Source organism: Streptomyces sp. CB00455 (assembly GCF_001905445.1).
GTDB lineage: Bacteria > Actinomycetota > Actinomycetes > Streptomycetales > Streptomycetaceae > Streptomyces.
Genome location: NZ_LIVQ01000001.1, coordinates 1,399,169 through 1,414,499, shown reverse-complemented (window position 1 = coordinate 1,414,499; position 15,331 = coordinate 1,399,169). Strand labels below are relative to the sequence as shown.

11 protein-coding genes are annotated in these 15,331 nt (G+C 71.8%); 3 read left to right on the top strand and 8 right to left on the bottom strand.

Annotated elements, in window-relative coordinates:
* Positions 1-241 precede the first annotated feature (241 nt).
* Positions 242-2,158: a 1-deoxy-D-xylulose-5-phosphate synthase gene (gene dxs / locus AMK16_RS06345; protein WP_073909547.1), complete on the top strand. Its 1,917-nt coding sequence runs from the start codon at positions 242-244 to the stop codon at positions 2,156-2,158.
* 135 nt (positions 2,159-2,293) lie between these two features.
* Positions 2,294-3,790, top strand: coding sequence for an amino acid permease (locus AMK16_RS06340; protein ID WP_073909545.1), 1,497 nt, complete (start codon positions 2,294-2,296; stop codon positions 3,788-3,790).
* 66 nt (positions 3,791-3,856) lie between these two features.
* Here AMK16_RS06340 and AMK16_RS06335 read toward each other — a convergent pair whose 3' ends face one another.
* From AMK16_RS06335 to AMK16_RS06305, 7 genes are all read right to left on the bottom strand, one after another.
* Positions 3,857-4,900, bottom strand: a complete 1,044-nt coding sequence (locus AMK16_RS06335; RefSeq protein WP_073909543.1) for an LCP family protein — start codon at positions 4,898-4,900, stop codon at positions 3,857-3,859.
* 101 nt (positions 4,901-5,001) lie between these two features.
* Entirely contained in the window at positions 5,002-7,140 is a 2,139-nt protein-coding gene (locus AMK16_RS06330; RefSeq protein WP_073909541.1) for a 3-hydroxyacyl-CoA dehydrogenase NAD-binding domain-containing protein, read from the bottom strand.
* Positions 7,137-8,363, bottom strand: coding sequence for a thiolase family protein (locus tag AMK16_RS06325; RefSeq protein WP_073909539.1), 1,227 nt, complete (start codon positions 8,361-8,363; stop codon positions 7,137-7,139). Before AMK16_RS06325 ends, AMK16_RS06330 begins: the two co-directional genes overlap by 4 nt.
* A 138-nt stretch (positions 8,364-8,501) precedes the next feature.
* A complete protein-coding gene (locus tag AMK16_RS06320) occupies positions 8,502-9,248 on the bottom strand; it encodes a ferritin-like domain-containing protein (protein ID WP_443333532.1) in 747 nt (248 codons plus the stop codon).
* Between the two features lie 150 nt (positions 9,249-9,398).
* Positions 9,399-10,682 (bottom strand): ribonuclease D, encoded by a 1,284-nt coding sequence (locus AMK16_RS06315; RefSeq protein WP_073909537.1) that lies wholly within the window; start codon positions 10,680-10,682, stop codon positions 9,399-9,401.
* 124 nt (positions 10,683-10,806) lie between these two features.
* Positions 10,807-11,469, bottom strand: coding sequence for a helix-turn-helix transcriptional regulator (locus tag AMK16_RS06310; protein ID WP_073909534.1), 663 nt, complete (start codon positions 11,467-11,469; stop codon positions 10,807-10,809).
* A 378-nt stretch (positions 11,470-11,847) separates the two neighbouring features.
* Positions 11,848-12,504: a DUF3000 domain-containing protein gene (locus AMK16_RS06305; protein WP_073909533.1), complete on the bottom strand. Its 657-nt coding sequence runs from the start codon at positions 12,502-12,504 to the stop codon at positions 11,848-11,850.
* 91 nt (positions 12,505-12,595) lie between these two features.
* On the opposite strand from AMK16_RS06305, the gene hemE reads away from it, so the two are divergent.
* On the top strand, positions 12,596-13,699 hold the full coding sequence (hemE, locus tag AMK16_RS06300) for a uroporphyrinogen decarboxylase (RefSeq protein WP_073910649.1): 1,104 nt from the start codon (positions 12,596-12,598) through the stop codon (positions 13,697-13,699).
* A 171-nt stretch (positions 13,700-13,870) separates the two neighbouring features.
* On the opposite strand, the gene AMK16_RS06295 is transcribed toward hemE, so the two are convergent.
* Positions 13,871-15,307, bottom strand: coding sequence for an FAD-dependent oxidoreductase (locus AMK16_RS06295; RefSeq protein WP_242438609.1), 1,437 nt, complete (start codon positions 15,305-15,307; stop codon positions 13,871-13,873).
* Positions 15,308-15,331 lie beyond the last annotated feature (24 nt).

The following is a 15,331-nucleotide window of genomic DNA, read 5'->3' as shown; positions in this document are numbered from 1 at the left end:
GCGGCTTCATCCGGCGGTAAGACCGGTCACAGTGCCCGGCGCCACTTCGTGTGGCGCCGGGCATCCGTGCGTGCATCCGTGCGCACAGCTGTGCGGGTATACGCCCGTTTGTGAGGTGTGGGCCCGCCGTGGTGCGCACATGTATGACAAAGGTGTGACCCACCGGGGACGGCCCGATGACCGCACCCGCGAGCGGAACATTAGACTCGACAGACCAGCGAGCAACTGCAAGGAGGCACGGGTGCTGCTGACCCGCATCAAGGGACCGCGCGATCTGGACCGGCTCAGCCAGGAGGAGCTCGAACAGCTCGCCGCCGAGATCAGGTCCTTCCTCGTCGACGCCGTCTCCAAGACCGGCGGGCACCTCGGCCCCAACCTCGGGGTGGTCGAACTGACGATCGCCCTGCACCGGGTCTTCGACTCGCCCAAGGACAAGGTCCTCTTCGACACCGGCCACCAGGCCTACGTCCACAAGCTGCTCACGGGCCGCCAGGACTTCGCCGGCCTGCGCACCAAGGGAGGCCTTTCGGGCTACCCCTCGCGCGCCGAGTCCGACCACGACGTGATCGAGAATTCGCACGCCTCCACCGTGCTGGGCTGGGCCGACGGCATCGCCAAGGCCAACGAGGTACTGGGCCGCGAGGACCACCACGTCGCCGCCGTCATCGGCGACGGCGCGCTGACCGGGGGCATGGCCTGGGAGGCGCTGAACAACATCGCCGCCGCCAAGGACCGCCCGCTGGTCATCGTGGTCAACGACAACGAGCGCTCCTACGGCCCCACCATCGGCGGTCTCGCCAACCACCTGGCGACGCTGCGCACCACGGACGGCTACGAGCGCTTCCTGGCCCGCGGCAAGGACCTCCTGGAGCGCACCCCGGTCGTCGGCAGGCCCCTCTACGAGACCCTGCACGGCGCCAAGAAGGGCCTCAAGGACTTCATCGCACCCCAGGGCATGTTCGAAGACCTGGGCCTGAAGTACATCGGGCCCATCGACGGCCACGACATCGAGGCGCTGGAATCGGCCCTGACGCGCGCCAAGCGCTTCAGCGGTCCGGTCATCGTCCACTGCCTCACCCAGAAGGGCCGCGGCTACGAGCCCGCCGTCCAGGACGAGGCGGACCGTTTCCACGCGGTCGGCGTGATCCACCCGGACACCGGCCTGCCCGTCAGCACCGACGCCGCGAGCTGGACCTCCGTCTTCGCCGACGAGATGGTCAGGCTCGGCAAGGAGCGCCCGGACATCGTCGCGATCACCGCGGCCATGCTCCAGCCCGTCGGGCTGAAGAAGTTCGCGGACGCCTTCCCGGACCGGATCTTCGACGTCGGCATCGCCGAGCAGCACGGCGCCACGTCGGCGGCGGGCCTGGCGACCGGCGGCGCCCACCCCGTCTTCGCGGTCTACGCGACCTTCCTCAACCGCGCCTTCGACCAGGTCCTCATGGACGTCGCCCTGCACAAGTGCGGGGTCACCTTCGTCCTGGACCGCGCCGGCGTCACCGGCACCGACGGCGCCTCCCACAACGGCATGTGGGACATGTCCATCCTCCAGGTCGTCCCGGGACTCCGGCTGGCCGCTCCCCGCGACGCGGAGCAACTGCGCGCGCAGCTCAACGAGGCCGTCCTGGTCAAGGACGCACCCACGGTCGTGCGCTTCTCCAAGGGCGTCGTCGGCCCGGCCGTCCCGGCCGTCGGCCGCATCGGCGGCATGGACGTACTGCGCGCCCCGGCCCCCGAGGTCACCCTTCCGGACGTACTGCTCGTCTCGGTCGGCGCACTGGCCCCGATGTGCCTGGAGATCGCCGACCTGCTCGACAAGCAGGGCATCTCCACGACCGTGGTCGACCCCCGCTGGGTCAAGCCGGTCGACGAGGCCCTGGCGCCGCTCGCGGAGCGGCACCGGGTGGTCGTCACCGTCGAGGACAACAGCCGCGCCGGCGGCGTGGGCTCCGCCGTCGCGCAGGCCCTGCGGGACGCCGGGGTCGACGTGCCGCTGCGCGACTTCGGCATCCCGCAGCGCTTCCTGGACCACGCCTCCCGCAAGGAGGTCATGGCCGAGATCGGGCTGACCGCTCCGGACATCGCCCGGCAGGTCACCGGTCTGGTGGCGAAGCTCGACGGGCGCTACGACAGCGAGCGGGCCGCCACCGTGGACTAGGGCCAAGGCGGACCAGGACCAGACGCCTGCCGGCTGCTAGATCGCCGCGCGGTTGCACGTCACGGGCCGGGAGATCACCCTGGGAGGGGTGGGCCTCCCGGCCCGTTCGTGCGTCGTCACCTCTCGGAGGCGTCGGTGAGCAAGGATCTGAACAGCCCATTTCGCACCAAGACGGTGGAGCAGTCCATCCGCGACACGGAGGAGCCGGAACACGCGCTCCGCAAGTCGCTCTCCGCCTGGGACCTGACGGTCTTCGGTGTCGGTGTCATCATCGGCACCGGCATCTTCGTCCTCACGGGCATCGCAGCCCGGAACAACGCCGGACCCGCCACCGCTCTCGCCTTCGTCGCCGCGGGTATCGTCTGCGCCCTCGCGGCGCTCTGCTACGCCGAGTTCGCGTCCACCGTGCCGGTGGCCGGCTCGGCGTACACCTTCTCCTACGCCTCGATCGGCGAGCTGCCCGCCTGGATCATCGGCTGGGACCTGGTGCTGGAATTCGCGCTCGGCACCGCCGTCGTGGCGGTCGGCTGGTCCGGCTACGTGCGCCATCTCATGCACACCAACCTCGGCTGGGACCTGCCCGTGGGGCTGTCCGGGCCCGACGCCGGCGGCACCTTCGACCTGCTGGCGTTCCTGCTGATCCTGGCGCTGACCGCGATCCTGGTCGTCGGGACGAAGCTCTCGGCCCGGATCACGGCGGTCGTCGTCGCCATCAAGGTGGCCGTGGTGCTGCTGGTCATCGTCGCGGGCCTGTTCTTCATCAAGGCGGACAACTACAGCCCGTTCGTCCCCCCGGCCCAGCCGCAGGAGGCCGGCAACGGTCTTCACGCGCCGCTGGTCCAGCTGCTCTTCGGCTACGCGCCCACCAACTTCGGCGTCATGGGCATCTTCACGGCGGCCTCCCTCATCTTCTTCGCCTTCATCGGCTTCGACGTCGTGGCCACCGCGGCCGAGGAGACCAGGAACCCCCAGCGGGACATGCCGCGCGGCATCCTCGGCTCGCTGGTGATCTGCACGGTGCTCTACGTCGCCGTGACGCTGGTGGTCACCGGCATGCAGAAGTACACGGAGATGTCACCGACCGCGCCGCTGGCCGAAGCCTTCAAGTCGGTGAACCAGCCCTTCTTCTCCGGTGCCATCAGTCTCGGGGCGGCCGTCGGTCTGATCACCGTCAGCATGATCCTGCTGCTCGGCCAGACCCGCGTGTTCTTCGCGATGAGTCGTGACGGACTGCTGCCGCGCGTCTTCTCCGTCACCCACCCCAAGTACCGCACCCCCTACCGGGCGACCATGCTGCTCGGCGGCGTCATCGCCGTCATCGCCGGCTTCACCAGTCTGGAGAAGCTCGCGGAACTGGTCAACATCGGCACGCTGTTCGCCTTCGTGCTCGTCGCCCTCGGCGTGATCATCCTGCGCCGGACCCGCCCCGACCTGCACCGGGCGTTCCGCACCCCGTGGGTGCCGGTGATCCCGATCCTGTCGATCGCGGCCTCGCTCTGGCTCATGCTCAACCTGCCGGCCGAGACCTGGATCCGCTTCGGCGTCTGGATGGCGATCGGCATCGTGATCTACTTCGCCTACGGGCGCCGGCACAGCCGCCTCGGCCAGGCCGGCGCGGACGCGGAGTACTAGACGCCACAAGCCTGAAGCCGGCCCTACGGGTCACCCGTACGGCCGGCTCCGTGCACGCGGGCGCCGTCAGCCCTTGGCGGGGGAGTCCTTCGCGGAGGCCGGTACCTTCCGGTCGTTGCGGAGGGCTTCCCACAACCCCGCCGCCTGCGGCTCGGCCACGACCACCCGGTTGCGGTCGACCTTGTCGTAGGCGACGGGCAGCATGATCGTCTCCATGGTCTCGGGGTCCACGCCCTTCATGCTCCGCGCGAAGTCGGAGAGGGCGGTGAGGGAGGAGAGGTCGGAGTCGGTGGTCAGCGACTTGGTGCCGGCGTCGGCCAGCTTGTAGAGCCGCGCCGGGTTGCCGAGGGCGTCCTGCTTCTTGATCTCGGACAGCATCGCCACCATGAACTGCTGCTGGAGCCCGATGCGTCCGAGGTCGCTGCCGTCCCCGTAGCCGTAGCGGGTCCGTACGAACTTCAGCGAGTCGGTGCCGTTGAGCCGGTGCGTGCCCGCGTCCAGCTTGAGGCCGCCCTTCGCGCCGGTCATCGGCTTGTCCAGGGTGACCGTGACCCCGCCCAGGGCGTCGACCAGACCCTTGAAGCCGGCGAAGTCCACCTCGACGAAGTGGTCCACGCGGATGCCGGACATCTGCTCCACGGTGTTGACCACGCAGGCCGGACCGGCCAGCGAGTAGACGGAGTTGAACATGACCCGCTTGGCGGAGGGCAGGGTCTTGCCGTTCCCGTCCTTGCACTCGGGCCGAGTGATCAGGGTGTCGCGGGGGATGCTCACCGCGGTCGCCCTGGCCCGGCCCTCGGGTATGTGCACCAGCATCGCGGTGTCCGAGCGGGCGCCGCTCACGTCGCCGTGGTCGAGGTCCCCGTTGGCGCCGGCCCGCGAGTCCGAGCCGAGCACGAGGACGTTCTGCGCGTTCGCGACCACCTTGGGCGGCCGGTTGTCGACCCCGATCGCCTGGTCCAGGTCGACGCTGCCGATGTTGCCGTTGAGGTGGCTGTACGTCCACCAGCCGGCCCCGGCGGCGCCCAGGACCAGCACGGCGACCAGCAGCAGGGTGATCCGCAGAATGCGGCGTCGGCGGCGTCTGGGCCGCGCGTGCTTGTCCGTCATGGGGGTGAATCTTAGACAGGTATTCGAACGGCCGAAGCCCGCCCCCCGGAAAGGGGGCGGGCCGGGCCGGGACGTGGACAACAGGTCCGAGTACGGCCGGATCAGGCCGGAACGCTCGCCACACCGGGGGCGAGGAACTTCTTGCCGTTCACGCGCTCCGAGACGCCCTCACGGTCCAGGTACGGCGTGATGCCGCCCAGGTGGAAGGGCCAGCCGGCGCCCGTGATGAGGCAGAGGTCGATGTCCTGGGCCTCGGCCACGACACCCTCCTCCAGCATCAGGCCGATCTCCTGCGCCACCGCGTCCAGGACGCGGTCGCGCACCTGCTCCTCCGTCAGGACGGAGTCGCCCTGGACCAGGAGCGCGGCGACCTCGGGGTCGAGTTCCGGCTTGAAGCCGTTCTCGGCGTTGTAGACGTAGAAGCCGCGCTTGCCGGCCTCGACGACCCGCTTCAGGTTGGGGGAGACCGTGAAGCGCTCCGGGAAGGCACGGTTGAGGGTCTCGGAGACGTGCAGACCGATCGCCGGGCCGACGAGCTCCAGGAGCACCAGCGGGGACATCGGCAGGCCGAGGGGCTCGATGGCCTTCTCGGCGGTGACCACCGGGGTGCCCTCGTCGATGACGTTCTGGATCTCGCCCATGAAGCGGGTCAGGATGCGGTTCACGACGAACGCCGGGGCGTCCTTCGTGAGCACGGCCGTCTTCTTCAGCTTCTTGGCGACACCGAAGGCCGTGGCCAGCGAGGCGTCGTCGGTCTGCTCGCCGCGGACGATCTCCAGCAGGGGCAGGATCGCGACCGGGTTGAAGAAGTGGAAGCCGACCACGCGCTCGGGGTGCTGGAGCTTGGAGGCCATCTCCGACACCGACAGCGAGGAGGTGTTGGTGGCGAGGACCGCGTGCGCCGGGGCGACCGCCTCGACCTCCGCGAACACCTTCTGCTTGACCGACATCTCCTCGAACACGGCCTCGATGATGAAGTCCGCGTCCGCGAAGCCCTCGGCCTTGTCCAGGACACCGGTCACCAGGGCGGTCAGGCGGTTGGCCTTGTCCTGGTTGATGCGGCCCTTGCCGAGCAGCTTCTGGATCTCGGCGTGGACGTAGCCCACACCCTTGTCCACGCGCTCCTGGTCGATGTCGGTGAGGACCACCGGCACCTCCAGGCGGCGCAGGAAGAGCAGCGCCAGCTGCGAGGCCATCAGGCCCGCGCCGACGACGCCGACCTTGGTGACCGGGCGGGCCAGGGACTTGTCCGGGGCGCCGGCCGGGCGCTTGGCGCGCTTCTGGACCAGGTTGAAGGCGTAGATGCCCGAGCGCAGTTCGCCGCCCATGATGAGGTCGGCGAGCGCCGTGTCCTCGGCGTCGAAACCGGCCTGGAGGTCGCCGTCCTTGGCCGCCGCGATGATCTCCAGGGCCCGGTAGGCGGCCGGAGCCGCGCCGTGCACCTTGGAGTCCGCGATGGAGCGGCCGCGGGCCACCGCCGCGTCCCATGCCTCGCCGCGGTCCACCTCGGCGCGTACGACCTCGGTGGTGCCGTTCAGGACGTTCGCCGTCCACAGGAGCGACTGCTCCAGGAAGTCGGCGCCCTCGAACAGCGCGTCGGCGATGCCGAGGTCGAAGACCTGCTTGCCGCGCAGCTGCTTGTTCTGGTTCAGCGAGTTCTCGATGATCACCGAGACCGCGCGGTCCGCGCCGATCAGGTTCGGCAGGAGGGCGCAGCCGCCCCAGCCGGGGACCAGGCCGAGGAAGACCTCGGGCAGCGAGAAGGCCGGGATGGCCTTCGAGACGGTGCGGTAGGTGCAGTGCAGGCCGACCTCGACACCGCCGCCCATCGCCGCGCCGTTGTAGTACGCGAAGGTGGGGACGGCCAGCGCCGCGAGACGCTTGAAGACGTCGTGGCCGCCCTTGCCGATGGCGAGCGCCTCGTCGTGGTTCTTCAGCAGCTCGACGCCCTTGAGGTCGGCGCCGACCGCGAAGATGAACGGCTTGCCGGTGATGCCCGCGCCGACGATGGAGCCCGCGATGGCCTCCTGCTCGACCTGGTCGATCGCCGCGTTCAGATTGGCGAGGGACTGCGGGCCGAAGGTGGTCGGCTTGGTGTGGTCGAAGCCGTTGTCCAGCGTGATGAGCGCGAAGCGCCCGGCGCCGAAGGGCAGGTCCAGGTGGCGGACGTGCGCGGAGGTGACGACCTCGCCGGGGAACAGCTCGGCCGCACCCTTCAGGAGCTCAGTGGTGGTGCTCACTTGGAGTCTCCCTCGGTGTTGAAGTTCGGGTTCTCCCAGATGACCGTGGCGCCCATGCCGAAGCCGACGCACATGGTCGTCAGGCCGTAGCGGACGTGCGGCTGCTCCTCGAACTGGCGGGCCAGCTGCGTCATCAGGCGCACGCCCGAGGAGGCGAGGGGGTGACCGAAGGCGATGGCGCCGCCGTACTGGTTCACGCGGGCGTCGTCGTCGGCGATGCCGTAGTGCTCCAGGAAGGCGAGGACCTGGACCGCGAAGGCCTCGTTGATCTCGAAGAGACCGATGTCCTCGATGGACAGGCCGGCCTGGGCGAGGGCCTTCTCGGTCGCCGGGATCGGGCCGTAACCCATGACCTCCGGCTCGACACCCGCGAAGGAGTAGGAGACCAGGCGCATCTTGACCGGGAGGTTGTTCTCGCGGGCGAAGTCCTCGGACGCGATGATCGCGGCCGTGGCGCCGTCGTTGAGACCGGCGGCGTTGCCCGCGGTGACCCGGCCGTGGGTGCGGAAGGGGGTCTTCAGGCCGGCCAGGTTCTCCAGCGTGGTGCCCGGGCGCATCGGCTCGTCGGTGGTGACCAGGCCCCAGCCCGTCTCACCGACCTCCGCGTTGGTGTTGCGCACCGAGACCGGAACCAGGTCCTGCTGGATCTTGCCGTCGGCGTACGCCTTGGCGGCCTTCTCCTGCGAGCGCACGGCGTACTCGTCGGCGCGGAGCTTGGTGATCGTCGGGTACCGGTCGTGCAGGTTCTCGGCGGTCATGCCCATGAACAGGGCGGACTCGTCGACCAGCTTCTCGGAGACGAAGCGCGGGTTCGGGTCCACGCCCTCGCCCATGGGGTGGCGGCCCATGTGCTCGACACCGCCGGCGAGGGCGACGTCGTACGCACCGAAGGCCACACCGCCCGCGACGGCGGTCACGGCGGTCAGCGCGCCGGCGCACATGCGGTCGATGGAGTAGCCCGGGACGGACTGCGGGAGGCCCGCGAGGATGCCGGCCGTGCGGCCGAGCGTCAGACCCTGGTCCCCGATCTGCGTGGTCGCGGCGATGGCGACCTCGTCGATCTTCTTGGGGTCCAGATCCGGGTTGCGGCGCAGCAGCTCCCGGATCGCCTTCACGACGAGGTCGTCGGCGCGGGTCTCGTGGTAGATGCCCTTCGGGCCCGCCTTGCCGAACGGGGTGCGGACGCCGTCGACGAAGACGACGTCCCTGACGGTACGAGGCACGTTGGCTCTCCTCCAGGTGCGGGTGTGCACTGCTGCGCGGGGGCGTGCTCGGCATGCGTTGCTGAGCGCCCGCTCACCCGGCCCATGCTACTTGCGGGTAACCAATGTGCACACCCCCTCCCCGAGGAGCGGTGAAGGTCACACCCCGCAGACCGGCGCCGGCGCCGGGGGCGCCGGCCCGTCGGCCATGGCCGACGCCGCCCGCGCGGAGGAGCGGACGACCTCCGCGAGGAAGGCGCGACGGCTCGTCCCCAGGGCGCGCAGGGCCGGACCGTGGTCGATCGCAACCAGTGCGCCGGCACAGGCGAGCAGGCCGCGCCAGCCGGCGGTCACGGCCCGCCGGGCGGGCCGGGGGAGGCCCCGGAGCCCTTCGTGCAGGCGCCGGCAGTGGAAGGGGACGTGCCGCTCCTCGTCCGCCAGGATCCGGCCCGCGACCCCCGAGGCCAGCGGATGGGCCGCGCCGTCGCGCAGCGCCCGGTAGTACGCGAGGGCCACCACCTCGGCGATCATCAGCACCAGCAGTTCCACGCGCAGGCCCAGCAGTCGCCGCAGCCGGACGAAGGCCGCGTCGCTCCAGTGTCCGTCCAGTGTCGGGGCCCCCGCGGCCGTCAGGAGCAGGGCCAGCATCCGTGCGTGGTTCTGCTCCTCGGCGATGAAGAGCCGGACCGCTTCGCGGTACGCCGGGTCGCCCGCGCCGTCCGCCTTGCGCAGGAGGGCGGAGCCGTCCCCGTCCTCGCCGACCTGGAACTTCTGGATGCTGCGGATGATCTCGGGAGCCAGGTCCACCGGGCTCCCCCACTCCGGGTCCCCGAGCGCCGCCCGGCGCTCGCGCTCGGCCTCGAACTCGTCCACCCACGCCTCGTACCCAGTTTTGATCACGTTCAAGAACCTAGCGAGAGTTGAGCGTGTTCAAAAGGCCCGGGATGTCATGAGCGCGTAACAAGGGCGCACGCCGTACCCTGCTCCGACGCGAAGAGCCCCCGGCCGGTGGCCGGGGGCTCTTCGCGGGAATCGTGCGGTCGTGCGGTCGTGCGCTCAGGCGGTCGCGGCCAGGGCCGTGACCAGCGCCGGGGTCACCTGCTCGACCTGCCAGGGGCGGGCGCCGTAACCGGCGAGGGCCTGCGCCACCGCATCCGCTTCGAGGCGCTGCGGCGGCTCCCAGCACAGCCGGCGGACCGTGTCGGGGGTGATCAGGTTCTCCTGGGGCAGGTTCAGCTCCTCCGCGATCGCCGAGACGGCCGCGCGGGCCGCCGACAGCCGCGCCGCGGCAGCGGGGTCCTTGTCGGCCCAGGAGCGCGGCGGCGGGGGGCCGGCGGCGCCGGCCCCGGGCTGCGGCAGCTCGCTCTCGGGCAGCGCCCTCGCGCGGTCCACGGCGGCCATCCACTGCTCCAGCTGGCGCCGGCCCATGCGCTGTCCGTAGCCTGGCAGCGCGGACAGGCTCTGTGCGTTCGCCGGCAGCGCGAGGGCGGCCTCCACGATCGCGGCGTCGCCCAGCACCTTGCCGGGTGACACGTCACGGCGCTGGGCGATGCGGTCCCGCGACTCCCACAGCTCCCGTACGACGGCCATCTGCCGGCGGCGGCGCACCTTGTGCATGCCGGAGGTACGGCGCCACGGGTCCTTGCGCGGCGGCGCCGGTGGCGCGGCCGCGATGGCGTCGAACTCCTGACGGGCCCACTCCAGCTTGCCCTGCCGCTCCAGCTCCTCCTCCAGCGCGTCCCGCAGGTCCACCAGCAGCTCCACGTCGAGGGCGGCGTAGCGCAGCCACGGCTCGGGCAGCGGGCGGGTGGACCAGTCGACGGCCGAGTGGCCCTTCTCCAGCGCGTAGCCGAGAACGCTCTCGACCATCGCGCCCAGTCCCACCCGCGGGAAGCCGGCGAGGCGGCCGGCCAGCTCGGTGTCGAAGAGGGAGGTGGGCACCATGCCTATTTCACGCAGGCACGGCAGGTCCTGGGTGGCGGCGTGCAGGATCCACTCGGTACCGGACAGGGCCTCGCCCAGGGAGGAGAGGTCGGGGCAGCCCACCGGGTCGACGAGGGCCGATCCCGCGCCTTCGCGGCGCAGCTGCACCAGGTAGGCGCGCTGGCCGTAGCGGTAGCCGGAGGCGCGCTCGGCGTCGACGGCCACGGGGCCGGTGCCCGCGGCGAAGGCCGCGACCACGCGGGCGAGGGCTTCGGCGTCGGTGACGACCGGGGGGATCCCCTCACGGGGTTCCAGAAGGGGGATCGGCGGCCCGTCGGACGAACTGACGACGTCGTCCGGGGGGCCGCCCCCGGTGGTGGTGCGCAGGTCTGCTGCGGTCTCTTGGGCGTCGGTCACCGGTCAAGGGTATCTGTGTATACGACGCGCCCGTCGCCGGAACGTTCCGGCGACGGGCGCGAGGGAGAGGTGCGGACGTCTCCCCGGGTTCCCCGGGAGTTCGCCCGGGAGCCTCGGGGCGGGATCAGTGGATGATTCCGGTCCGCAGGGCGACGGCGACCATCCCGGCCCGGTCGCCCGTGCCCAGCTTGCGGGCGATCCGGGCGAGGTGGGACTTGACGGTCAGGGCGGACAAGCCCATCGAGACGCCGATGGCCTTGTTGGACTGGCCCTCCGCGACGAGGCGCAGGACCTCGACCTCGCGGCCGGAGAGCTCCCGGTAGCCGCCCGGGTGGCTCGGGGCACCCGGGGGGCGGCGGTGCATGCGGGCGGCGGCGGCGCCGATGGGGGCGGCGCCGGGCCGGCTGGGGAGCCCGATGTTGGTCCTCGTGCCGGTGACGACGTAGCCCTTGACTCCGCCCGCGAGGGCGTTGCGTACGGCGCCGATGTCGTCGGCGGCGGACAGGGCCAGGCCGTTGGGCCAGCCCGCGGCGCGGGTCTCGGAGAGCAGGGTGAGACCGGAGCCGTCGGGCAGGTGTACGTCGGCCACGCAGATGTCGCGCGGGCTGCTGACGCGGGGGCGGGCCTCCGCGATGGACGAAGCCTCGATCACGTCGCGTACTCCGAGGGCCCACAGATGGCGGGTCACGGTGGAACGGACGCGCGGGTCGGCCACGACGACCATGGCCGTCGGCTTGTTCGGGCGGTAGGCGACCAGGCTTGCGGGCTGCTCGAGAAGAACGGACACCTAGGCCTCCTGGGGGAGTGGCGGGACGGCCGGCTGGGGGAAGGAAGCCGGTGCGAACCGTGCGGATGGTCACTGACTCCTTCGGCACGTCACCCGCCCGGCTTTAGGGAATGATCACGATTTGGTGAGTAACAATTCGGGCAATTCGGACGCACGATCGATCATAGGGTGATCAGAAGCCCACAACGGGCGCCGCGTTGCGACACCCCGGTGCGGGCTTCGCTCGTCCGTTCCCCGTCCGGGCCGGCCGTGCGTGCCCCGGCCGGCCGGCGGTCCGCACAGGACGCTCCGTGCCGCCTGCCGCGGCGGCCCGGTGTCCGGCGCCGCCGTCCCGCGGCCTGCCCGCGCCGTGCGCGGTGCCGCCGGACGGCCCCGTGCCTACGGGTGGTGCGGACCGCGCCGCTGTGGCAGGGAGACCACGCCCGTCGCGGTGTCGGTCGGACCCGCCGGAGGCAGTCCCGAGATCTGGCACAGCAGCTCGCACCACGCCGACAGGTGCGCCGAGGTGTCCGGCACCCCGCCCACCCCCTCCCGCGGGGTCCACGAGGCCCTGATCTCGATCTGCGTCGCCGGCCGGCGCTCCGCGAGACCGCCGAAATAGTGCGAGCTCGCCATGGTGACGGTGCCGCTCGGCTCGCCGTACCCCAGCCCGCGCGCCTCCAGCGCCCCCGTCAGCCAGGACCAGCACACCTCCGGCAGGAGCGGGTCTGCGGCCATCTCCGGCTCCAGCTCCGCCCGTACGAGCGTCACCAGCCGGAAGGTCCCCTGCCAGGCGTCGTGGCCGGCCGGGTCGTGGAGCAGGATGAGCCGGCCGTCGGCCAGGTCGTCCTCGCCGTCCACCACCGCCGCCTCCAGCGCGTAGGCGTACGGCGCCAGCCGCTGGGGCGGCTTGGTGGGGTCGATCTCGATCCCCGGGCGCAGCCGCGCCTTCGTCAAGCCGTCGACCGCCCGCCGGAACGGGAGCGGGACGGAGCTCTCCTTCGCGCTGTCCGCACCGTCGGCGCCATCTGAAAATCGTCCCTGAGCCGCAGCCATGCGGGGAAGACTAGGCGGAATGCGCGCCCGTACGGCGCAGGGACACCCGCGCCGGGCCGGGCACTTCTTCATACGTGCGAAGATTTGGGTCGTGAGTGCCAACGACCTTTCCTCCGCGCAGGGCTCCGCCGGCGCCGGGGAGACCCCGTCCCAGGGGCAGCCGAGCCAGACGTACGATTCCGCCTTCCTGAAGGCGTGCCGACGGGAACCGGTGCCGCACACCCCGGTGTGGTTCATGCGGCAGGCCGGGCGCTCGCTCCCCGAGTACCGCAAGGTGCGCGAGGGGACCCAGATGCTGGAGTCGTGCATGCGGCCCGACCTGGTCACGGAGATCACGCTCCAGCCGGTGCGCCGCCACAAGGTCGACGCCGCGATCTTCTTCTCGGACATCGTGGTCCCGCTGAAGGCCATCGGCATCGACCTGGACATCAAGCCGGGCATCGGGCCGGTCGTCGCCCAGCCGATCCGCCGCCGCGAGGACCTCGCACAGCTGCGCGACCTCACTCCTGAGGATGTCTGGTACGTCACCGAGGCGATCGGCATGCTCACGGGTGAACTCGGCTCCACGCCGTTGATCGGTTTCGCGGGCGCGCCCTTCACCCTCGCGAGTTACCTGGTCGAGGGCGGCCCCTCGAAGAACCACGAGCACACCAAGGCCCTCATGTACGGGGACCCGGAGCTGTGGGCGGACCTGCTGGACCGCCTCGCCGAGATCACCTCCGCCTTCCTCAAGGTGCAGATCGAGGCCGGCGTCTCCGCCGTCCAGCTCTTCGACTCCTGGGTCGGCGCGCTCGCCCCGGCGGACTACCGCCGTTCGGTGATGCCGGCCTCGGCGAAGGTCTTCCGGTCCGTCGCCCCGTACGGCGTCCCCCGCATCCACTTCGGCGTGGGCACCGGCGAGCTGCTGGGCCTGATGGGCGAGGCCGGCGCGGACGTCATGGGCGTCGACTGGCGGATCCCGATGGACGAGGCCGTCCGCAGGGTGGGCCCGGGCAAGGCCCTCCAGGGCAACCTGGACCCGGCGGTCCTCTTCTCCACCCCGCAGGCCGTCGAGGCCAAGGCCGACGAGGTCCTCGCCGCCGCGGCCGGCCTGGAAGGCCACGTCTTCAACCTGGGCCACGGCGTCCTCCCGACGACGGACCCGGACGCCCTGACCCGCCTGGTGGACTACGTCCACACCCGTACCGCGCGCTGACGGTCCCCGGTCAGCGGTGCCGGGCCCCGGCGCGGCCCCCGCGCCTCACCGGCAGCGGGGCCGCAATCGACGCCTCCGGGCGATCCGGCCCCGCCGGACCGCCCGGAGCGGGTCACGGCCCCACGGCCCACTCCCCACGCCCTACGCCCCCTGCGGGTCACGCCCGGCCGCTCACGCTCCCGCGGCCCGCACCGCGGTCACCGCGCGGCGGGCCGCCACCAGGACGGGGTCCCAGACCGGGGAGAAGGGCGGGGCGTAGCCCAGGTCCAGGGAGACCACCTGGTCCACGGTCATGCCCGCCGTGAGGGCGACCGCCGCGACGTCCACCCGCTTCGCCGCGCCGGCGCCACCGACGATCTGGACGCCGAGGAGACGGCCCGTACGGCGCTCCGCCAGCATCTTCACCGTCATCTCCTGCGCCCCCGGGTAGTAGCCCGCGGTGTTGGTGGAGGTGATGGTGGCCGTCACGAAGCGCAGCCCCGCGTCGAGGGCGTCCTTCTCCCGCAGCCCCGTACGGGCGATCTCCAGGTCGCAGACCTTGCTGACCGCGGTGCCGACCACGCCGGGGAAGGTCGCGTAGCCGCCGCCCACGCCCGCGCCGATGACCTGGCCGTGCTTGTTGGCGTGGGTGCCCAGCGGGATGTGCCGGGTACGGCCCGCGACGAGGTCCAGGACCTCCACGCAGTCGCCGCCCGACCAGATGTTCTCCTGGCCCCGCACCCGCATCGACAGGTCCGTGAGCAGGCCGCCCGAGGGGCCCAGCGGCAGCCCCGCCGCACGGGCGAGGGCGGTGCGCGGCTCCACCCCGATGCCGAGCACGACCACGTCCGCCGGGTACTCCTCGCCGGCCGCCGTGGCCACGGCGCGGGCCCTGCCCTCGTCATCGGTCAGGATCTTCGTCACCTCGGCGCCGGCGACCGTACGGATCCCCATGTGGTTCATGGCGCTGTGCACCAGCCCGCCCATGTCCGGGTCCAGTGTGGACATCGGCTGCTCGCCGCGGTGCAGCACGGTGACCTCGTAGTCGCGCCTGACGAGGGCTTCCGCCATCTCCACGCCGATGTACCCCGCGCCGACCACGACCGCCCGGCGGCCCTGCGCGCGCCCCGGGCCGCCGGCCCGCTCCAGGGTCGTCATCAGGCGGCTGCCGTCGTCCAGGGTCTGGATGCCGTGGACCCCGTGCGCGCCGATCCCGGGCAGCCGGGGGCGGACCGGCCGGGCGCCCGTGGCCAGGACGAGCTTGTCGTAGTCCGTCCACGACTCGGACCCGCTGTCCAGATCGCGGGAGCGGACCCGGGAGCCGGCGAGGTCCAGCTCCACCACTTCGGTACGCATGCGCAGGTCGATACCGCGCGTCCGGTGCTCCTCGGGGGTACGCGCGATCAGGTCCTGCGGGCCGGCGACCTGGCCGCCGACCCAGTACGGGATGCCGCAGGCGGAGTACGAGGTGAAGTGCCCCCGCTCGAAGGCGACGATCTCCAGCTCCGCCGGGTCCCTGAGCCGCCGGGCCTGTGACGCGGCGGACATCCCCGCCGCGTCGCCGCCGACCACCACCAGCCGTTCCCTCGCCGCCGACGCCATCGCGCACCGCCCCTTCACCGCCGTCATGTGGTGGACACGCTACGGGCGAAC

Coding starts and splice junctions, on each gene's coding strand:
- AMK16_RS06335 (WP_073909543.1), bottom strand. CDS start 4,900: ATGACGGACAAGCACGCGCGGCCCAGACGCCGCCGACGCCGCATTCTG.
- AMK16_RS06305 (WP_073909533.1), bottom strand. CDS start 12,504: ATGGCTGCGGCTCAGGGACGATTTTCAGATGGCGCCGACGGTGCGGAC.
- AMK16_RS06295 (WP_242438609.1), bottom strand. CDS start 15,307: ATGACGGCGGTGAAGGGGCGGTGCGCGATGGCGTCGGCGGCGAGGGAA.